General features: G+C 70.0%; 16 protein-coding genes, 1 tRNA gene and 1 pseudogene. 12 read left to right on the top strand and 6 right to left on the bottom strand.

All coding sequences use genetic code 11. From position 1 onward, the window contains the following. Nucleotides 1-9: 9 nt before the first annotated feature. From OV427_RS50950 to OV427_RS49400, 3 genes and pseudogenes are all read left to right on the top strand, one after another. A pseudogene (locus OV427_RS50950) lies at nucleotides 10-108 on the top strand (zinc-ribbon domain-containing protein); the annotation flags it as partial. Nucleotides 109-114: 6 nt separating this feature from the next. Then, nucleotides 115-2,085: a hypothetical protein gene (locus tag OV427_RS49405; protein ID WP_267863237.1), complete on the top strand. Its 1,971-nt coding sequence runs from the start codon at nucleotides 115-117 to the stop codon at nucleotides 2,083-2,085. Nucleotides 2,086-2,252: 167 nt separating this feature from the next. Then, on the top strand, nucleotides 2,253-3,437 hold the full coding sequence (locus OV427_RS49400) for a glycosyltransferase family 2 protein (RefSeq protein WP_267863236.1): 1,185 nt from the start codon (nucleotides 2,253-2,255) through the stop codon (nucleotides 3,435-3,437). A gap of 75 nt (nucleotides 3,438-3,512) precedes the next feature. Here OV427_RS49400 and OV427_RS49395 read toward each other — a convergent pair whose 3' ends face one another. Then, nucleotides 3,513-4,394 (bottom strand): CHAP domain-containing protein, encoded by an 882-nt coding sequence (locus OV427_RS49395; RefSeq protein WP_267863235.1) that lies wholly within the window; start codon nucleotides 4,392-4,394, stop codon nucleotides 3,513-3,515. A gap of 134 nt (nucleotides 4,395-4,528) precedes the next feature. On the opposite strand from OV427_RS49395, the gene OV427_RS49390 reads away from it, so the two are divergent. The 7 genes from OV427_RS49390 to OV427_RS49360 all read left to right on the top strand — a co-directional run bounded on the left by OV427_RS49390 (nucleotide 4,529) and on the right by OV427_RS49360 (nucleotide 11,477). Continuing rightward, nucleotides 4,529-6,223 carry a HEAT repeat domain-containing protein gene (locus OV427_RS49390; protein WP_267863234.1) on the top strand — a complete coding sequence of 565 codons (1,695 nt, stop codon included), beginning with the start codon at nucleotides 4,529-4,531 and terminating at the stop codon, nucleotides 6,221-6,223. A gap of 55 nt (nucleotides 6,224-6,278) precedes the next feature. Then, complete coding sequence (locus tag OV427_RS49385; protein WP_267863233.1) at nucleotides 6,279-8,399, top strand: ATP-dependent helicase; 2,121 nt, start codon at nucleotides 6,279-6,281, stop codon at nucleotides 8,397-8,399. 91 nt (nucleotides 8,400-8,490) lie between these two features. Then, nucleotides 8,491-10,107 carry an Hsp70 family protein gene (locus tag OV427_RS49380; RefSeq protein WP_267863232.1) on the top strand — a complete coding sequence of 539 codons (1,617 nt, stop codon included), beginning with the start codon at nucleotides 8,491-8,493 and terminating at the stop codon, nucleotides 10,105-10,107. A gap of 10 nt (nucleotides 10,108-10,117) precedes the next feature. Beyond that, nucleotides 10,118-10,543 carry an SCP2 sterol-binding domain-containing protein gene (locus OV427_RS49375; protein ID WP_163988768.1) on the top strand — a complete coding sequence of 142 codons (426 nt, stop codon included), beginning with the start codon at nucleotides 10,118-10,120 and terminating at the stop codon, nucleotides 10,541-10,543. A gap of 15 nt (nucleotides 10,544-10,558) precedes the next feature. Then, the gene (locus OV427_RS49370; RefSeq protein WP_163988766.1) at nucleotides 10,559-10,828 is read left to right on the top strand and encodes a hypothetical protein; all 270 of its coding nucleotides are present in this window, start codon (nucleotides 10,559-10,561) and stop codon (nucleotides 10,826-10,828) included. Nucleotides 10,829-10,917: 89 nt separating this feature from the next. Beyond that, nucleotides 10,918-10,989, top strand: a tRNA-Val gene (locus OV427_RS49365). Nucleotides 10,990-11,171: 182 nt separating this feature from the next. After that, nucleotides 11,172-11,477 (top strand): hypothetical protein, encoded by a 306-nt coding sequence (locus OV427_RS49360; protein WP_267863231.1) that lies wholly within the window; start codon nucleotides 11,172-11,174, stop codon nucleotides 11,475-11,477. A gap of 18 nt (nucleotides 11,478-11,495) precedes the next feature. Here OV427_RS49360 and OV427_RS49355 read toward each other — a convergent pair whose 3' ends face one another. Continuing rightward, nucleotides 11,496-12,461 carry a TerC family protein gene (locus OV427_RS49355; RefSeq protein WP_267863230.1) on the bottom strand — a complete coding sequence of 322 codons (966 nt, stop codon included), beginning with the start codon at nucleotides 12,459-12,461 and terminating at the stop codon, nucleotides 11,496-11,498. Nucleotides 12,462-12,812: 351 nt separating this feature from the next. Here OV427_RS49355 and OV427_RS49350 point away from each other — a divergent pair, with 351 nt between their 5' ends. Then, the gene (locus OV427_RS49350) at nucleotides 12,813-13,871 is read left to right on the top strand and encodes a carbohydrate-binding protein (RefSeq protein ID WP_267863229.1); all 1,059 of its coding nucleotides are present in this window, start codon (nucleotides 12,813-12,815) and stop codon (nucleotides 13,869-13,871) included. 280 nt (nucleotides 13,872-14,151) lie between these two features. Beyond that, a complete protein-coding gene (locus OV427_RS49345) occupies nucleotides 14,152-15,768 on the top strand; it encodes a Rieske 2Fe-2S domain-containing protein (protein WP_267863228.1) in 1,617 nt (538 codons plus the stop codon). A gap of 50 nt (nucleotides 15,769-15,818) precedes the next feature. Here the strand turns inward: OV427_RS49345 and OV427_RS49340 are convergent, their stop codons facing one another. The 4 genes from OV427_RS49340 to OV427_RS49325 form a co-directional block, all read right to left on the bottom strand. Beyond that, nucleotides 15,819-16,388: a hypothetical protein gene (locus tag OV427_RS49340; RefSeq protein WP_267863227.1), complete on the bottom strand. Its 570-nt coding sequence runs from the start codon at nucleotides 16,386-16,388 to the stop codon at nucleotides 15,819-15,821. A 161-nt stretch (nucleotides 16,389-16,549) separates the two neighbouring features. Next, nucleotides 16,550-17,674, bottom strand: a complete 1,125-nt coding sequence (locus tag OV427_RS49335) for a hypothetical protein (RefSeq protein WP_267863226.1) — start codon at nucleotides 17,672-17,674, stop codon at nucleotides 16,550-16,552. A 37-nt stretch (nucleotides 17,675-17,711) separates the two neighbouring features. Then, entirely contained in the window at nucleotides 17,712-18,812 is a 1,101-nt protein-coding gene (locus OV427_RS49330; protein WP_267863225.1) for a hypothetical protein, read from the bottom strand. Beyond that, nucleotides 18,809-20,062 (bottom strand): glycosyltransferase family 2 protein, encoded by a 1,254-nt coding sequence (locus tag OV427_RS49325; RefSeq protein ID WP_267863224.1) that lies wholly within the window; start codon nucleotides 20,060-20,062, stop codon nucleotides 18,809-18,811. The genes OV427_RS49330 and OV427_RS49325 overlap by 4 nt, the downstream gene beginning before the upstream one ends. Between the last annotated feature and the right edge of the window lie 309 nt (nucleotides 20,063-20,371).

Raw genomic sequence — 20,371 nt, 5'->3', positions numbered from 1 at the left:
GCACGGTGCGTGCAGATCTCCTGCCCTCAGTGCTCCATGCAGTACGTGCTCGACCCCCGCCTGCTCCCCCCGGGAGGCGCTTCGGTCCAGTGTACGCGCTGTGGCCATGTGTTCATGGCCTCTCCCTCCGGACAGGCTCCGGCCCCCCAGCCCGCTTCGGCGGCGCCGGGCGGTGCGCCCCCGCGCACGAGCTCCGCGCAGATCTTCGGCGCGGGACGCTCGCAGATGATGACCACGCAGATCTTCGGCTCGGGGCCGCATCCGAAGCCGCAGCCGGACGGGTCGACCTCCACGCCGGTGCCGGATACGACGCAGACGTTCGGCGCGGTGCAGGGCACTGACAGGTCGGGCCCGGTCGTTCCTCCGCCTCCCCCTGTTGCTCCCGTGGGCGTGACCCGGACGTTCGGGGCGGTGTCGGCGCAGCCGGGGAACTCGACGCAGACGTTTGGCGCGGTGCCGGCACAGGGCACGCCCGCTCCGGGCAATGCGACGCAGACGTTCGGTGCGGTGCCAGCTCAGGGCTCGTCAGCTCCGGGCAATGCGACGCAGACGTTCGGTGCGGTGCCGGCCCAGGGCGCCGGGTACGGCAATGCGACGCAGCCCTTCGGCGCGGTGCCCGCCCAGGGCGGCTCCTCTCCTGGCAACACCACCCAGACGTTTGGCGCCGTCCCGGCGAGAGCCTCCACGTCGCAGGGCCACACCCAGGCGTTCGGCGCGGTGCCCGCGCCTGTCGGCTCGGAGCGCGTCACGGGCCAGGGGCCGGTGTCGCCGCCCGAGTCGGGTATCCCTCCGAGGTCGTCCTCCGGCATCTTCCCGGCCCGCGGTTCGCACACCCCCATGGGCTCGACCCAGGCGTTTGGCGCGGTGCCGGCGATACCTCCCGACGAGGCTCGCGGACCGGTGACCACCCAGGCCTTCGGTGCGGTGTCCCCCGAGCCGCCTCGGCAGGGCTCCACCATCAACCGCACGAACCTCTTCGGCGCGGTGGCCTCCGCTCCCGGCGAGGACACCGGCATCCAACTGCCTCCCGAGCCGCCCGCGCCCGTGGGCTCCGAGACGCTGCTGCCCTTCGGCCCGACGTCGCAGGGGCCCGCGGCCGTCGAGCCCGTCTCCGGGACGGGGAGCACCGCGCGTCGCGCCCAGGTGGAGCTGCCTCCGGAGCTGCTCGCGGCGACCCGGGCACCTTCTTCGGCGAGGACGCCCTTCGACGCCGGAAGCGCGTCCAGCGGTCGGGAGCGACTGTGGATCGGGCTGGCCGTGGCGGTGGGGCTCGTGCTGACGGCCGTGCTGGCCTACCCGGCGTGGCGAGACCGGAACACGGACATGCCTGCGGCGGCGGTAGAGGACAAGGACCGGGCGACGGCGCTGCTGCGCCGGGATGACTCCGCCTCGCGCGAGCAGGCCATCCAGCGCCTGCGCACCCTGAACGCCGCGCACCCGAAGTACATCGAGGCCCAGGCCGAGCTGGCCGTGGCCCAGTCGCTGCGACTGTCCGACCTCCAGGCGGAGGCCGAGCGGCTCCAGCAGCGCTCCGCCAGGCTGAGGCGGGCGAAGGAGGCGACGGGGAATGGGGTGGGCGTGGACAAGGAGATGGCGGAGATTGCCGCCGCGCTGGCCCCGCTCCGGAGCGACGCGGACACGCTGCGCAAGGAGCTGTACGCGCAGCTCTCCGCCCTGGCCATGGGGCCCGAGGTGGAGCCCGCCCCGGCGCTGGTGGCCCGGTTGAAGGCGCGTGCCATCCATGCCGGCGTGACGGTGGCCCCGGAAGCGCTGGCCCTGGCCGAGCGGCTGCGCAACGTGGAGGGCTCTTCCAAGACGTGGAGCACGCTGGCCCGGGCCGAGTACGCGCTCAGCTCCGGCTCGCCGCCGGACTCGCTCGTGGAGGTCGCCAAGGAGCTGGAGACGCTGCGCCAGGAGGACCGCACCCTGCTGCGCGCCTATGTCCTGGGTGCCCGCCTGGCCCTGCGCCTGAATGAGCAGGCCGCGGCCCGTTCCCTGCTGGACGATGTGCTCGCCCTCAACCCCAACCATCAGCTGGCGAGCAGGCTGCTCGAGCAGCTCGACGCGGGCGCCGAGAAGCCCTGAAACGACGACCGCCCTGTGGCGCCCGTGGGCTGGAGAAAGTCCAGTCCCTCACGGGCTGATCCACCGCCAGCCCGAGACGTTGCGGGCGGATTGTGCGCGAAGAGCAGGGCATGCCTCTTGCTAGACCCCGTGCAGGTTCGGGGACTGGGTCAAGGGAGGCATGGTCGATGGCGGAGGTCTTCTTCTGGTGTGCCGCGCTGCTGCTCGCGCACACGTACTTTCTCTACCCACTCATCCTGTTCGTACTGGATGGAGGGGCGCAGGTTGCCCAGAACATCCGGGCGATGCGGGGCGGAGCTGGAGCGGGCCGACAGCAAGCGCGCAGGGGAGGGCCGAAGAGCTCGGTCAGCCTGGTGGTGGCGGCGTACAACGAAGCGTCCTGCATCCAGCAGAAGCTGGAGAACAGCCTCGCGCTTCAGTACCCCACCGAGAAGTTCGAGGTGGTGATTGGCTCGGACGGTTCCACGGACGGCACGGATGACATCGTCCGCAAGTGCCCGGACGCGCGGGTGCGGCTGTCTCCGGCGCCGCGTGCTGGCAAGACGACGGTGCTCAACCGCTGCATCCCCATGGCGAAGGGCGACATCGTGGTCCTCTCGGACGCGAACACGATGATTGAACCGGAGGCCATTGAACGGCTCGTGCGCCACTTCGACGACCCGGAGGTGGGGGCCGTCTGCGGGAAGCTCAAGCTCTACAATCCGACGAAGCAGGACTACGAGGAGAGCGCCTACTGGAGCTACGAGTCGCTCATCAAGATGTACGAGGGACGGCGGGGCGCGGTGGTGGGGGCCAACGGCGGCCTGTACGCCATCCGGCGCACCCTGTTCACGGAGCTGCCGCCGTCCACCATCGTCGACGACTTCGTGATTCCGCTGCGCATCCTGGAGAAGGGCTACAAGGTCGTCTACGAGGAGCAGGCCGTTGCTCACGAGGAGACGACCGAGGACTACGACAAGGAGTTCGGCCGCCGGGCGCGCATCGCCGCGGGCAACTTCCAGAGCCTGCGCATGGTGCCGGGGCTGTTGCTTCCGACGGCCGGCTTCCCCGCGTTCGCGTTCTGGTCCCACAAGCTGCTGCGCTGGTGCGCCCCCGCGCTGATGGGCGCGGCGCTGCTGGCCAACGTGTTCCTGCTCGACAGCATGTTCTACCGCTTCACGCTCTTCGGCCAGGCGCTGTTCTACGCGCTGGCGTACCTGGGGAAGACGGGTGTGCTGAAGCGGGGCACGTCGAAGCGGGTGGCCTCGGTGGCCTACTACTTCGTCACCATGAACCTGGCCATCGTCGTGGGCTTCTGGCGCTTCCTGCGCAACACGCAGCGCGCCGCGTGGGACCGCACCGCGCGAGCGTGAGGTGACAGGAACACCGCGCCCGGGAGCCTGCTCGTCACGGCCCCGGGACGCGAGGCACAGCCGGTGCGGTGGGGCTCAGCGGAGCGCCACCGGCACCGGCTTCGTCTTGACGGGGTCCGCGGGCAGCACGCTGCCGAAGGACGCGAAGAGCTGGCCGGTGAGCACGGGCTCCCGGTTGGGGCCGGCGTGGCGCAGGAAGTCGTTGAGCACCTCGCCCGTCTTCGGATCTCTCGGCAGGTGGGGGCGGGCGAGGTTCATGCGGTAGCGCACGACGCCCCGGCGCACGCGGTGGATGACGGTGACGGTGCCGGCGGCGTCCACGGCGTCCACGATTCCCACGTGGGTGAGCCCGTCGTTGCGGCGGCCATCCCGGTTCTGGTCATACGTCTCGCGGAAGAACACGAGGTCTCCGGGCGCGGGCCGGCCCTCCGTGTACACGCGGCCGTGTGCGCGGGCGTGGCGGTAGAGGGCGGTGACGCCGTTGTCGCCGGGCTTGAGCGTGCCACGGAAGCGGATGCCGGCCTGGGCATAGACGCCCTCGATGAGGCCGGTGCAGTCGGCGGGGTAGCTGCGCCCGGCGAGGACCACCTGCGACCTGCCCACCAGCGCGCGAGCCGTGGCGAGCACCGTCTCGCGGGGACCTGTAGACGGGGCAGGGCGCGGTGACTCCGCGGCGCGGATCGGAGTAACGGCGGGCTTCGTCGCGCCGGACTTCGGAGCGCGGGCGGCCACCGGCTTCGTCGGGGCCCTGGCCGGGGACGCCGTTGCTCGCGAGGGCGTGCGTGCCGGCTGCTCGGCGACGACGGGGCTGGAGAGCGACTCGCGCGGGAAGGCGGGCGGGGAGGCGGAGCGGTAGCGCAGGCTGTAGGAGTCCAGCCAGGGCTCCAGCGGCGCGCTCGTGGTGGCACAGCCCGTCGCCATCACCGCGAGCATTCCCATCAGCGCGACCGACCTCATGCAGCGACCTCCCTGTAGCGACCTGGGGCGCCATGCTCGGCCCGAGTCCGGGTGTCGTCAAAAAACCCACCCAGGCAACCGTCCGTACCCGCTCGGGTTTCCGGGGGAGCGTGGGTGCGGTATTGCTGGGGTGAATGGCCTCCCTCCGTCGAGCCCTCGCCGTCCTGTTGCTGGCCACCGGCTGCATCCCCTCGCCCTACGAGCGGGCCGCGAGCGCCGACACGGTGGAGGCGTACCGCACATTCCTTCGCGAGCACCCCACGCACCCGGACGTCGACGCCGCCGAGTCGCGGCTGGCGGAGCTGGAGTTCGAGGAGGCGAAGCGGCTGCACACGGTGATTGGCTACAAGCGCTACCTGGAGGCGTACCCGGACGCCGGGCCGTCTCGCACCGCGAAGACGCTGCTGGAGGGCCTGCGCTTCAACGCCGCGAAGGAGGCCGGCACGGTGGCCGCCTGGAAGCAGTTCTTCCAGGAGCATCCGGACGGCGCGCAGCGCGACGAGGCGAAGCGCCTGCTGGCCGAGGCGGAGGCCCGCGAGCTGGCCAGCACCGACGACCCGCGGAAGCTGTCGGACTACCTGAAGGCCTCGCCGGATGATCCCCGCCGCCAGGAGGTGGAGTCACGGCTGGACGGCCGGGCCTTCGAGGAGGCCAGTGCCTCCGGAGCGACGAAGCTCTTCGCGTACCTCAAGGACTTCCCGGCCGGCGCGCACCGCGAGGAGGCGCGCGTCCTGCTGCTGGAGCTGGAGGTGGAGGGGTTGCTCGTCTCCGGCCTGGTGGACGAAGCCGAGGCGCGCGTGAAGGCGCATCCGCTGGGGCCGAAGCTGACCCGCTTCTCCGAGCGGTTGACGCGGGCCCGCGCCGAGCGCGCCGCCCTGGCGCGCCCCGAGCCGCTGGCCCAGGCCGCGCATGTGGCCCACTACCTGCGCGACCTGGAGGACCTGAAGCGCGCGCTGGTGGCACCGGACGCGCTGGACCGCTGGCAGGCCGCCGAGGAGATGGGCCAGCACGTCTCCGTGCGCGCGTTGGATCCGCTGCTGGACGCGCTGCGCTCCGCGCGCAACCCGCTGGTGCGCCAGTACGCGCTGGAGTCCCTGCGCACCGTGCTCTCCGCGCTGCCGCGCCCGGTGGCGGAATACGAGGTGGCCTCGCGCCTGGAGTCGCTGCGCGAGCGGGCGACGAGCTCGGAGCTGTACCTCCAGGTGGCGGTGCTGCTGGACCTCTCCGGCAACCTCGTCCAGGCGTCCACGGAGTACCAACGTGCCTTCGACGGCGGCGCGCCGGATCCGGTGGTGTTGCGCCGCTGGGTGCAGATCCGCGAGGAGCGCAAGCAGTCCTTCTCCGCGGCGGTGGCGGCGCGGCAGCTCGCGCTGTGGTCGCTGGAGGTCGCGAACGAGGAGACCGTCACGACCGAGGGACGCATCCCCCTGGGCTCGGTGCGGCAGCTCTGCGCGGCGGCCGTCAACGCGCGGTTCGCCGCGGAGGCCATCGCCCGCGCCCGTGCCTCCACCCGCGAGTTCGCCGAGGACCTGGGCGAGTTCGAGCGCAGGGCGGCGGAGGCGAAGCGGCTGGCCGAGGCCCGGCTGGCGGATGCCGAGCTGATCCTCCGCGAGCAGTCGCCCGGGGCTCGCACCTGCTCCGACCAGGACGTGCGCGAGCGGCTGGACGGCGCGGTGAAGGAGCGCACCGCCGCGCTGGAGGCGGTGACCACGAAGCTGCCCCAGCAGGTGGGGCGACTGTTGCTCGAGCTGGCGAGGGAGCGGGATCCATCTCCCCAGGTCCGCGCCGCCGCGGGGGCCCGGCTGACGGCCCTGAAGCCCACGCCCTGATCCGCTGTGGATCAAAGTGTTCGCGAAGGGCGGGGCGGTTAGAGTTCCCCGCCCCATGGCCACGCGCCCCTACACGCTCAAGGTCGCCCCCGCGAAGCCGTCGCCGCGGATCGACTATGCCGCCCTCCTCAACGAGGAGCAGCTCGCGGCGGTGGAAGCAGGGGAGGGGCCGGTGCTCGTCATCGCCGGCGCGGGCTCCGGCAAGACGCGCACGCTCACCTTCCGCGTGGCCCGCATGCTGGAGCGGGGCGTGCCTCCGGAGGGCATCCTCCTGCTCACCTTCACCAACAAGGCCGCGCGGGAGATGACGCGGCGGGTGGAGGAGCTGGCCGGCTCCTTCGCGGACGTGAAGCGCATCCTCGGAGGCACCTTCCACCACGCCGCGCACGTGCTGCTGCGCCAGCACGCGGGCGTGTTGGGCTTCTCCACCCACTTCACCGTGCTGGACCGCGAGGACGCGCGAGACCTCATGGTGACGTGCATCGCCGAGCGCAAGCTCAAGAGCGACAAGCGCTTCCCCCGCCCCGACCTGGTGCTGGACCTGGTGTCCCTGGCCACCAACCTCCAGCAGCCGGTGTCCCAGGTGCTGGTGGACCGCCGCCCCCAGTTCCTCCCCCTGGCCCCCGAGGTGCTCGCCACCGCCGCGCGCTACCAGCAGCGCAAGGCGCAGATGCACCTGATGGACTTCGATGACCTGCTGCTCCACCTGAAGCGGCTGCTCACCCAGCACCCCGCCATCCGCGCGCAGCTCACCGAGCGCTTCCAATGCGTGCTCGTGGACGAGTACCAGGACACCAACCGGCTCCAGGGCGACCTCGTGGACCTGCTCGCCGGGGAGCGCAAGGACCTCACGGTGGTGGGCGACGACTGCCAGTCCATCTACAGCTTCCGCGGCGCGGACTTCACCAACATCATCGGCTTCCCCGAGCGCTACCCCGGCTGCGCCGTCTTCACCCTCACGCGCAACTACCGCTCCACCCCCGAAATCCTCCGGCTCTCCAACGCGTCCATCTCCCGCAACGAGCGCCAGTTCCCCAAGGAGCTGACGGCGGCGCGTCCCCCGGGCGCCATGCCCGTCGTCGTCCCCACCAGGGACGCCGCCGAGCAGGCCGCCTTCGTGGCCCAGCGCATCCTCGAGCTGCGCGACGAGGGGCTGTCGCTGGAGGCCATGGCCGTCCTCTACCGCGCGCACAGCCACTCGCTGGAGCTGCAGCTGGAGCTGGCCCGCCGCGGCATCCCCTTCCGCGTGCGCTCCGGGGTGCGCTTCTTCGAGCAGTCCCACATCAAGGACGTGCTCGCCCACCTGCGGCTGGTGAACAACCCCGCGGATGAGCTCGCCTTCAAGCGGGTGGTGCGGCGCGTGCCCGGCGTGGGACCCGCGACGACGGAGCACCTGTGGACGACCCTGCGCGCGCTCCCGGAGGGCACGCCCCTGGCGGAGGGGCTGGCCCACGCCGACGTCCGCGCCCACCTGCCACGCAAGGCCCAGAAGGGCTTCCAGGCCTTCTCCGACCTGATGCGTCGACTCACCCGGCCGGAGGCGGCACGCACACCGGGAGTGTTGATTGAAGACGTGCTGGCCGGTGGGTACGCGGAATACCTCAAGGCCGAGTTCGCCGCGGAGGAGCAGCGGGAGGAGGACATCCGCCAGCTCGCGGAGTTCGCCGCCCGCTTCGAGGACCTGCCGCGCTTCCTGTCCGAAATCGCCCTCGTCGCGGAGTTCGCCGCAGAGCAGGCCCTGGCGGGCGACTCGGAAACGGACACCCCGGACGAGTACCTGACGCTGTCCACCGTCCACCAGGCCAAGGGGCTGGAATGGCGGGCCGTCTTCGTCCTCTGGCTGGCGGACGGCCGCTTCCCCCTGTCGCTGGCCTCTCGCCTGCCCGAGGAGGAAGAGGAGGAGCGCCGGCTGTTCTATGTCGCCATGACGCGGGCCCGGGACGAGCTGGCGCTGGTGTACCCCCTGACAGTGCTGCCCCGGGACGGGGAGCGCATCCTCCTGCGCGTCTCCCGCTTCATCGAGGAGCTGCCGGTGGGGGAGGAGGCCCCCTATGATCGGCTCGTCCTGGCCACCGTGGAGGAGCCGCCAGTCGCACCGCCCCGGGAGGCGGCACCCGACGTCCTACCCCAGGGACCGGCCGAGCCCTCGCCGGGCGATCCGGACCCGGAGCCCTGAGCCGGACGCCCAGAAACGCGCACGCGCCACCGCGACGTGATAGAGAGTGGAGGGCAGGCGCGCCACCACTGGCCCACGCCCCCCGAACTTCATGGCGGACAGACCTCGCATCGTCGGGATTGACCTGGGCACCACCAACACGCTGGTGGCCTCCGTGCGCAACCGCATCCCGAAGATAGTCCCCACGGATCGCGGCAACCTCACGCTGCCGTCCGTCGTCGCCCTCTCGTCTCGCGGGGAGCTGGTGGTGGGCGGGGTGGCCAAGGACCAGATGGTCACCAACCCCCGGAACACGCTCTGGGGGACCAAGCGGCTCATCGGCCGAAAGTACAACTCCAAGGCCGTGGAGGACCTGAAGGGGTACTTCCCCTACGACATCGTCGAGGGCCCCAACGGAGACGCGGCGGTGATGCTCGGCGGCAAGCTGTACTCGCTGCCCCAGGTGTCCAGCTTCGTGCTCGGGCAGGTGAAGACCATCGCCGAGCAGTTCCTCGGCGGCCCCATCGACGCGGCGGTCATCTCCGTCCCGGCCTACTACAACGACAACCAGCGCAACGCGGTGAAGGAGGCCGGGCGGCTGGCCGGCTTCGACGTGAAGCGCATCGTCAACGAGCCCACCGCGGCGGCGCTGGCCTACGGCTTCAACCGCGGCCTGGACCAGAAGGTCCTCGTCTATGACCTGGGCGGCGGCACCTTCGACGTGTCCGTGCTCCACCTGGCCGGCAACGTCTTCGAAGTGCTCGCCACCGGCGGCGACACCTTCCTGGGCGGCACGGACTTCGACAACCGCATCATGGAGTACGTGCTGGAGCGCTTCCGCGAGGAGAACAAGGTCGACCTCACGGAGAACCCCATCGCCCTCCAGCGCATCAAGAACGCGGCGGAAGCGGCGAAGATCGACCTGACGCTCATCCCCAACGTCGTCATCGACCTGCCCTTCATCGACGAGCGCAAGGGCAAGCCGTTGGATCTGCGCATCCCCCTGACGCGCGAGTTCCTCAACAGCCTCAGCGGCGACCTGGTGGACCGCACCTTCGACATCTGCGACCGCGTGCTGGAGGAGAAGGGCATCTCCCGCGCGGAGATCGACGAGATCATCCTCGTCGGCGGCCAGAGCCGCATGCCGCTGGTGCAGCAGAAGATCCAGGCGCACTTCGGCAAGGCCCCGCGCAAGGGCGTCCACCCGGACGAGTGCGTGGCGCTGGGCGCGGCGCTCCTGGGCGACTCGCTGGGCAGCATCGACGCGGTGACGCTGCTGGACGCGCTGTCCATGCCGATTGGCTACGCGATGCCCAACGGCCGCGTGAAACGCATCATCGAGAAGAACTCGCTCATCCCCCTGGTGAAGAGCTTCCGCCTGCCTCCGCCCAAGGAGCCGGGCTCGCCCTTCATCGAGCTGGACATCTACCAGGGCGACAGCGACATGCTGGTGGACAACGAGTACCTGGGCACCGTGCGCGTGCCCTCCGCCGCCGCGGGCCGGAAGATCGACTTCCGCCTCACCGAGGAGTGTCTGCTCCAGGTGACGGTGGAAGAGGCCAGCGGGATGCGCAAGGTGGACCTCGCCACGCGGGACACGCCCGAGCAGCTCAAGCGGGCCCTGCAGGAGGCCTCCGCGCGCAACCCGCAGCAGGGGCCCTCGTCGAGCAACGCCAGCGACAATGGGGGGCTCCTGTCGCGAATCGGGAGCATCTTCCGGAGGGGCTAGGGAGTCCGCGATGCCGAAGTTCCCGTCGAAGGAGTGGTTGGACGAGGCCGTCCGGCTCACCAACGAGGACCCCGAGTGCGCCGTGGCCGGCAAGGGCTGGAAGGGCGACTTCGGGGCCGTGGTCGAGGCCGAGCCTGGCAAGCTGGCGAAGACGTTCGTGGTCCACGTCGTCCCCGGCGAATGCCGCATCGAGAAGGCCCGCGTGCTCGCGGATCCGGACGACCTGGACGAGCTGGAGCCCGTCTACCTGGCGCGTGCGCCGTACACCGTGTGGAAGCAGCTGCTGAAGGGCACGCTGGACCCCGTCGAGGCGGTGCTCAAGCGCCGCATCTCCATGAAGGGCGACCTGCAGCCGCTCATCGAGCGCATGAAGTACAAGGGCATCGCCGACCGGGTCTTCGCGAAGCTGCAGACGCAGTACATCGACGAGCCGTGAGCGGGGAGGGGCCACATGGGCATCAGGGATGACTTGAAGAAGCAGGCGCTGGACGTGTCCGGCAAGGCCGTGGAGAAGCTCATGGCCGACGAGAAGCGCGCCATGGCCATCGCCACCGCCATCGGGAAGGTGCAGCGGGGCAAGCAGGCGCTCGACCGGGGCCAGGAGGAGCTGATGAAGGCCTTCCACTTCGCGCCCCGCAGCGAGTTCAAGTCCCTGGGCAAGCAGCTCTCGGGACTCAAGCGTCGCCTGCGTGAGTTGGAGGAGAAGCTGGACTCGCTGTAGTCGAAATTGCGTTGACACCCGCGCGGGCGGATGGCATTTACCCCCGCGTTCGTCGCCGCTGAAGCCGACGCGGTGGCGACATATAGCAAGGGCGTATAGCTCAGCGGTAGAGCACTGCCTTCACACGGCAGGGGTCGCAGGTTCAAACCCTGCTGCGCCCACTTCAAAGAGGCCGTGAGTCCAAGGGGAAACCCGGGGCTCACGGCCTCTTTGTTTTCCGGCCGCAAAATGTTCACTGCGCGAGGCCTCGCGCGGTCCTCGGATGTGACGCAACCCGGTGGCATGTCACCCTGCGTCCGTGTCGACGAGGAACCTCCGATTCACATGGGAGCCGCGCGGAAGCGTGCTCGTACGAGCCACGCCTCCGAACGACGTGCTGGCGGACTACCTCTCCGAGGAGCTGCAGCCGGGCTCGGGCGCGGCGGAGCGGCTGCTGGCGCTGATTCACGACCTCCGTGCGGGCCGCATGGGCGCCTGGGAGGTGCCCGGCGACTGCTGGTGCGTGGAGTTCAGCCCGGTGCGCGCCACCATCCGCACCGAGCACGCCATTCCGGGCCGCACGCTGCACCTGCCCCTGGAGGACTTCGAGGAGGCGGTGCGCGCCTGGCTGGACTTCGTGGCGCTGCAACGTGCCTCCTCCGCCTCCTGAGGCCACGGGCGAGGCGGCTCAGGCCTCGCTCGCCTTGGGCAGCTCCTTCGCGGCCGGGGCATTCCGGTTCTTGATGAGCGACGCGACGATGCTGCCGCCCAGCAGGGTGGCGATGATGCCCAGCGAGAGCGCGGGAGGAATCTTCACGAAGTCCACCGCGGCCATCTTCGCGCCCACGAAGACGAGCACCGCGGACAGGCCCACCTTCAGGTAGCTGAACTTCTCCACCGCGCCGGCCAGCAGGAAGAACATGGAGCGCAGGCCGAGGATGGCGAAGATGTTCGACGTGAAGACGATGAAGGGGTCTCTTGTCACTGCGAAGATGGCCGGGATGGAGTCCAGCGCGAAGATGACGTCCGACGCCTCCACCAGCAGCAGCGCCATGAAGAGCGGCGTGGCCAGCCAGCGGGCGTTCTCCTTCGTGAAGAAGTGATGCCCGTCAAAGGTGCTCGTGGAGGGGATGGTGCGCCGGGCGAACCGCATCAGCCAGCCGTCCTCCGGGTGCTCTTCCTTGTTGCGCTGGAGGAAGAGCTTCACGCCCGTGAGGATGAGGAAGGCGCCGAAGACGTAGATGAGCCAGTGGAAGCGCTCGAGCATCGCCACGCCCGCGAAGATCATGATGGCGCGCAGCACCAGCGCGCTGAGGATGCCCCAGAAGAGCACCCGGTGCTGGTAGAGCGCGGGGATGCGCAGCGCGGAGAAGATGACGACGAAGACGAAGATGTTGTCGACGGAGAGCGACTTCTCGATGAGGTAGCCGGTGAGGAACTGCATGCCCGGCTCGGCGCCGAACTTCCACCACACGGCCGTGTTGAAGAGCAGCGCCAGGCTGATCCACACCGCGCTCCACCCCAGCGCCTCCTTGAACTTCACCACGTGCGCCTTGCGGTGGAACACGCCCAGGTCCAGCGCCAACATCGCGATGACGAACGCGATGAAGCCGCCCCATAGGGCCGGACTGCCTACGCTCTCTAGATTTCCCATAGGGACTCTGAGTTAAGAAGCGTCCCATCCATCCACAAATAGGGATTCCAGCGCCGCTCCTTCGGGAAAACCGAAGGATGTGCGGGCACGGGCGCTGTCCGTCCACTGGAGGAGCAGGCAGCGGAGCGCTCCGGCGTCCGGCCCTGCCCTGGGAAATGTTCAGTAGCGTGATGGGTTCTGTCCCGTCCCGGTTGGACTGAACAGTCACGGGTCATCGAGACCAGCCAGGCGTCCCCGTCCCCCCCGCGAAGGCAGCTCCGGCCTTCTGGGACGAGGGCGCGGCGAGAAGGCCGCCCGCGATCGGCGCCCGCGGCCCCGTCACTCTCATGACCCCCGAAGAAGGACAGAGCATTGATCCGGAACCGTTTTCTCGCTTCGACGTGTGGCGCGCTGTTCGCGCTGGCTGCTGCCTCCGCCTGCGGTAACCCTGGCAACGAAGGAACCAATACGCCAGGGGCCGTCCAGCCGCCCGCAGAGCAGCCTCAGCTGCCGAACCCCACTCCGTCCGAGCCCCCGGTGGCCGAGCCGACGCCGGAGCCGACTCCCGTGCCGACTCCGGGGGAGCCCGCGCCCGTCCCGACGCCCACGCCGGATCCGGTCCCCGCTCCGGCCCCCGACCCGACGCCTGCCCAGCCGGGCACGGACAAGTTCGGCGTGACGATGCTCTACCCGAGCGTGGCCGGCGGTGAGGAGTGGTTCCTCGCGGACAACGCCACGGCGGACAAGCGCTTCGACCCGCAGCAGGCGATTACGCGCAACGCGGACGGCTCCTGGAAGATGAAGAGCAGCCAGGTGCGCATGGGCGTCTCCACGACCACGGGCTACAGCGCCGCGAAGATTCCGACGTACGACCGCGACGTGATGGCCAGCCGCGGCTACATGCAGGCCCCGAACGACTGGAAGAACATCGAGATGACGGGCTTCGTGAAGCTCAACGCGGTGCAGGACACCGCGGACAACTTCGACTGGTACGCGCGCGGCGGCAAGCACAACGACGACAACTCCGGCTGCGAGGGCAGCAGCTACAAGGGCGGCCTGCACTACGACGGCCGCGCCCGCTGGCAGAAGGAGACGTGGCACGTCTCCTACGAGCAGGCCCCGTACCAGCCCGCCACCTCGGCGCTCAAGGGCCGCTGGGTGGGCTTCAAGGCGGTGATGCGCAACACCCAGGCCAACGGCAAGGAGGCCGTGCACCTGGAGCTGTACGTCAACGAGAACGCCGACAAGGTCACCTGGAAGAAGGTCGCCGACATGGTGGACGCCGGCAACTGGGGCGGCGACGCCCAGCACTGCGGTGGTGCCGTCGGCGCCATGCCGATTACCTGGGGTGGCCCCATCGCCACGTTCCGCTGGGACAACGCCAACGACGTGGACTTCAAGTGGCTGTCCGTCCGTGAAATCCAGCCGTAGTCAGAGGTGTGCGCCGGCTTCATCCGTGTGACGCGGTGAAGCCGGTGTCGTGAAGCCAACGCGGGGCGCGGAGGGCGAAGGCCTTTCGCGCCCTTCGTGTTTCCTGGCGAGCGCGGCGGGAATCCACCGGCGGACGTCCGCATTGTACCGGAGGGCAGGTGGCCGGGGTGGCGGAGGGTTCCCAGCCTTCGGGCGCCGACGCGCCAGCCGCCGGCATCCGCCTGTCCGGGCGCGGCGCGCCGCCGACCCGCTTCATGTCCGAAGGGTAGGGAAGACGTCCATGCAGATTACTTTCCTGGGCCACGCCGGCTTCGTCGTGGAGACCGCGGGAGCCATCGTCGTCATGGACCCGTGGCTCACCTCGCGGGGGGCCTTCGATTCGGCGTGGATGCAGCTGCCTCGCAACCACCACCTGGCACCGCTGGTGCGCGAGAAGCTGGAGACCCCGGGCAAGGAGCGGTACCTCTACATCAGCCACGAGCACAAGGACCACTTCGACCCGGAGTTCCTCGCCACGGTGCAGCGGCGGGACTTCACGGTGCTGGTGCCGAAGTTCCACCGCTCGGAGCTGCAGGACGTCTTCGCGAAGTACGGCTGCAAGCGCGTCATCGCCTGCGAGGACGCGCGCGAGATTCCCATCAAGGGCGGCTACATCAAGCTCTTCGTCTCCGAGCAGGGCACCAACCGCGACTCGGCGGTGATGGTGCGCGGGGACAACCAGTGCTTCCTCAACCTCAACGACTGCAAGCTCCATGACCGCATGGTGCGCATCGTCTCGGAGGAGGGGCCCATCGACGTGTTCTCCGCGCAGTTCTCCGGGGCCATCTGGCACCCCACCTGCTACGAGTACGCGCCCGAGACGTACGCGGCCATCTCCCTGAAGAAGCGCGACAGCAAGTTCGAGGCGGTGGCCCGCGCGCTCGAGCAGGTGCAGCCGCGCGCGTACATCGCCGCGGCGGGCCCGGCGTGCTTCCTGGACCCGACGCAGTTCCACCTCAACTTCGAGAAGGTCAACATCTTCCCGAGCGCGACGCAGCTCTTCGACTTCATGCGCAAGCGGCTGCCGGACGCCGCCACGGCCTACCTGGAGCCCATGCCCGGGGACGTGCTGGACGTGCGCTCACTGGAGTTCGTCTCGCTGTCGCCGGAGCGCGTGACGCCGGAGAACCTCGAGCAGTACCTGCGCGACTACGCGGCCAGGCAGGAGCACGTCTTCCGCGAGCGGCGCCGCAACATGCTGCGCGCGGAGGTGGACGAAATCCACGAGCGCCTGCGGGTGGAGCTGCAGCGCAAGCTGGACCTGTTGGACCTGCACGAGCGGGTGGGCATGCCGCTGTACGTGGAGTTGACGGAGCTGCCCGAGAAGCTCCTGCGCGTGGACTTCAAGGGCCGGCGGGTGGACGTGGTGCCGGAGATTCGCGAGTCGGTGCGCTACACCATGAAGGCGAGCGCGGCGGACATCGTGCGCGTGCTGGACCGGAAGCTGAACTGGGAGGACTTCCTCCTGTCCTTCCGGCTGCGTCTCAGCCGCAACCCGGACGTGTACGAGCCCGTGCTCCACGGCTTCCTCGGCGTGGAAATCGAGGACATGCGCGAGTTCTGTGAGGGCATCCGCTCCACGGAGGCGCAGCGCGAGCGCACCGTGGTGGACGTGGGTGGAAAGCGCTTCTCCATCCAGCGGTTCTGCCCGCACCAGGGCGCGGACCTGTCCGGCGGCTGGGTGGAGGAGGGGCGCTACCTGGTGTGCCCGCGGCACCGCTGGCAGTTCGACATGCGGGACGGCGGCCGCTGCACCCAGAACAACTCCAGCCTCTGCGCGGAGCCCGCGCCCGAGCGTGAGTCGGAGAAGGCCGAGAAGCCGGCTGCGCCCGTGCCGGAAGCCCAGGCACGCGTGTAGCGCGGGCAGGGCAGGGGCCGGTGCGAAAGGCCGGCCCCGCGAGTGACGAATCAGTGCACGGGGCTGAAGAGCTGAAGCGCCACGCGCACGTTGTCCGAGCGCAGGCCCACGGGCCCGTCCACGGCGAGCGCCTCCGCGGGCAGCTCGCCTTCCCATGCGAGCCGGCCATCCGCCCAGACGCGCAGCGTGGAGCCTTCGAGCAGGGCCCGCAGCGTGTGCGGGATGCCCGGAGCGGGCGCGTCCACGGAGTCGCGACGCGCGGGGCGCACGGTGGTGTAGCCGCCATTGCCACACTCCCGGCTGCTGTGCTGCCCCGGGTTGCGCTTGTAGTTCACCACGACGCCCGGCTTCGGGGCGATGCGCCACATCACGTACACCAGGTTGCAGCCGTCGAGCGCGCGCAACTTGAGTCCCACCTGCTGGCGCTGCTCACCCGAGGCGAGCGCCACCTGCCGCGCCGTCGGCCCCAGCACCGTGAAGCGCAGCTCGGCCGAGGAGGGCGTCGCGCCCTTAAGCACCGCGCGCATGCGGGGCCCGTCGACGGTGAGGCGCCCATCCTGTCCGGCGCGCAGCTCGCCCTCCGTCACGTCCAGCGAGGACAGCAAGACGGGCTCTGTCATGCGCGTGCCTCCTTCCCGGCGCGGCTTCGAGGACACCGGTGCCCGGGCCGAAGGAGAGGGCCCTCCATCCTTCGGGCCCGCGTCCGACGCACCCACCGCCACACCGCCGAGCCCCAGCAGCACGGCCCCGGCGACACAGGCCGTGAGCACGTGCCGCGGCGTCACGGCGTCCCGGCTCCGACGAACGTGGCGAGCGACTCCACATGGGCGCGCAGGTAGGCCTGCTCCGCGCGCAGCCGGGTCAGCTCCAGCAGGAGGTAGTCGCGGAAGCGGCGAATCTCTCGCGTCTGCAGCGACTCCACCTCGCGCAGCTGTCCCTCCAGGTCCGTCACCAGGGTGGACACCTCGCGCAGGCGGCCCTCCTCGGTGCGCTGCACGGCGCGCAACTCCGCCATCAGCTCGCCGACGCGCTGGGACACGCCGGACACGTCCTCGATGGTCGAACGTCGGCGGCCCTCGCGTGCCCGCGCGTTGGCGGAGCCCTGCCACAGGTGCCCCAGGTTGTAGGTGAGCATGAGCTGCCCGGAGAAGGGCGTGGTCTGCTCCACGTCGAACACCTCGTCGTAGCCGCCCCGCAGGCTCAGCTGCCAGGCCTCCGCGCGGCGCAGGCCACCGGAGTACGACTCCACCGCGTCATCCGCGGTGCGCATCTCCTCCAGCAGCGTCTCCAGCCGCTGGCCCTCCGCGACGCGGGGCCTCCCCGCCAGCCGCTCGCGGGCGAGCGCGGTGTTCGTCGCCAGCGCGCGCAGGGTGTCCAGCCGCACCTGCACGGCGTTCAGCTCCTCCAGTGTGCTCCGGCCCTCGCGCAAGTCATTGCGCAGGGCCGTGACGAGCTCCTCGGCGCGGGGCAGGGCCTCGTCGAGCACGCGGCCACGGGCCGCCAGCGCGGCGTCCTCCCCCAGCCCGCTGCCCTGGTGGACCGCGGCCTCCAGCATGGCCATGGCGCGCTGGCGGCGGCATTCCGCCTCCGCGCGCTTGCGGAGGGCATTGCCCCGGTACAGCCCCACGAAGTCGTAGCTGAGGCCGGCCGTCACCCGCGGCTTCGGCTTCCCCAGCGCGCTGTCGCTGGTTCCACCGCTCGCCTCGCCCGCATTCACCACGCCGATGCTGGCGTACACGTCCGGGGCCAGCTCCAGCGCCGCCTCCGCGTCGGCCACCCCGCGCACGAAATCGCAATAGCCGCCGGCCCGGTCTTCCAACCTGGGCGCCGCCTCCGCCGGGGGCGCCGACTGCGCCAGCGCGGTGCGTGCGGCCAGGGCGAGCAGCGCACCGCCAGTGAGCATCATCCGCATAGACCGTCTCCACCTCCGGGAGGGGACGCCATCAGAACAGCATCGGAGGACGGCCCAGGTGGAGCAATTCCTCCCGAGCGGCGGGCGTATCCGACAGCTGGATTTCCACCATTAGGCCGCGGATCATGTACTGGCGGATGGGGTGCTTGAGGGTCACCTCGCCCTCCAGGGCCTTGCCCACCACGCCCACCTCGTGACACCAGAACAGCATCGCCGCGCAGGCGTAGAGCGGGGTGCCCTGCTCGGCACGGCCCAGGTTCTCGTAGGGAACGAAGGCCACCGTCAGGTCCTTCTCGATGGCCCGCAGGTACGGCGACGCGCGCAGCGAGGCAATCAGCGTCTCGTACCGCAGGGCGACGTCGTCCAGCGCCTGCAGGTCCTGCCTCAGGCTCTTGAGCGTGGCCTCGGCCCGGGCCAGCTCCAGCGTCGAGTGGGTGAACTCGCGCTCCAGCAGCAGCACGTCCGTGGTCATCCCGTCCGGCGCGGACTCCTGGCCCAGCCCCTTCTGCACCGCCGCCAGACCCGCCATCTCCCGCTGGAGCGACTCCAGCTTCGTCTCCAGGTCCACCGAGCTCTGCGCCAGCGACAGGTTGCTCTGCGCGAGCTGCGCCAGGTGGTGGTTCATGGTGAGCTTGTCCTCCTGCTCCAGCAGGCGCGCGCCGTACAGCGCCTCCGTGCGAACGCGCGTCAGGCCGGAGAAGGCCCGGTTGGACTGGACGATTTCCGCACGGGCGAGGCCGTACTCGCGCCGCAGCTCCGACAGCCGCCGGGACACGCGGTCTCTCGCGGTGCGCTCGCCATTCAAGGCCACCCGGAAGCGCTGCTGGAACGAGCGCTCCGCGGCGATGGTGCGCTCGGTGTCCGCGATGCGGTCCTCCACCGTGCGCCGCTCCGTGAGCACGTGGTCCCGGGCGGAGGTCTGCGCCGCCACCTGGGTGCTGAGGGTGAGGATCTCCGTGTCGGTGGGCGACACCACGGTGGGCGACACCCAGCCGCGGCTCACCAGGAAGAAGCCCTGCACGGCGAGGAACGAGAGGAGCCCGAGCATGATCAACGCCAGCAGCACCGAGCCCATGAACTTGTAGGCCGAGACGACGACGGAGTTGATGCGATTGGCGACGCGTTGGTTCATGAAGAGGAGCCCTCACCGGCGTGAGTGGGCGGAATCCCGCCGCGGTTGTCCGCGGGCGACGTGGCGGGAGCGGAGCTGGGACTGCCCCGCGTCTCCCAACTCCCGGAGTCCAGCGTGAAGAGCGCGAGCGGCGTGAAGAGCGCGTACGTCACCGGCATGAGCAGCGCCATGGGCAGGAAGCTCGCGCCATGCACGCGCCGGTCCTCCGGCAGGTGGCGCGTCTCGAGGCGGTAGATGACGCCCAGCAGCCCGATGACGAGGAAGTGGAAGGCGAGGATGTCCCAGAACTCACCGTTGATCACGTTGTGCATGATGACCACCGGGTACGAGAGCAGCAGCGCGAGCTGCGACACGTAATGGACCGTCACCACCGGGTGCAGCCGCCACGCGTGGGACAGGCCGCCCAGCAGGTCCACCAGGTTGGAGCGCCGCCACCGCAGTTGTTGGGAGAAGTACCCGGCCAGCGTGGCGGGCGCGGCGGTGAAGCAGAACGCGTCCAGCGTGTAGACCGTCTCGTACCTGGCCTTGACGATCTGCCGCGTGAGGAAGCGGTCCTCGCCGTACTTGATGGGGATGCCGGCGATGGAGCGCGCCTCGAGGATGGGCTCCAGCTCCAGCATGACGTGGCGGCGGTACGCGGTGAGGCAGCCCGTCAGGCACATCACCTGCCGGAAGCTGCGCTCCAGGTCCTTCAGCCACTCCTGGGCGAAGTGGAACTTGATTTCAATCATCCGCGTCAGCCAGTTCTGATGGCGGTTCGTCACGTAGGTGCGGCCACCCACGGCGCCGATGCGCGGGCTGGTGAAGCGGCGCACCAACTGGCGCACGGCGGACTTGTCGACGATGACGTCCGAGTCCACCGACACGATGATTTCCGCGTCGACGGCGGCCTTCACGCCCCGGTTGATTCCCTTGCGCTTGCCCATGTTCTCCGGGTTGCGCAGCACGACGACGTTCGTGTGCCCCTCGGCGGCCTTCAGCGCCCAGGCGAAGCTGTCGTCCTTGGAGCAGTCATCCACCACCACGATTTGCAGCAGCTCGCTGGGGTAGTCCTGCTCGAGCAGGCTGCGGACGGCGTGGAAGATGCCTTTTCCCTCGTTGAAGAGGGGAATGACGATGGCCACCCGCGGACGGTACGTGTCGTCCACCCGGTCGAACTGCTGGCCGCGCAGGCGCCGCAGGAGCGGACCGAGGATGTAGCGGTTCATCAACACCATGATGAACAGCAGATGAATGGGAAAGAGCTCCATCTAGGTCCTGATCCCCGTCACGCCTGCGAGCTCCTGCCACACGAAGGCACACGTGCCTCCGCGACCCCCGATATGAGCGACCGGAAGGTTGGCGGGACGCGGTCCGCCGCCAACTGCCCGGGCGTACAGGGCGACTGATGAAGAGTGGGCAGCGCTCCCTCGGCGGACCCGTCCACTTCCCGGCATTGCTTGCGACTGATGCGGGGGATGACGGGGGACCCGGGGCCGCTCAGGTTCTGCCGCCGGACTTCCGGCCGAGTTGTCTGGGGGAGCCATGTCATCAGGATCAGGAGCGGGGGCACCGCGAGG

It is taken from the genome of Pyxidicoccus sp. MSG2, from assembly GCF_026626705.1.
GTDB lineage: Bacteria > Myxococcota > Myxococcia > Myxococcales > Myxococcaceae > Myxococcus.
This window is presented reverse-complemented; position numbering and strand designations above follow the sequence as displayed.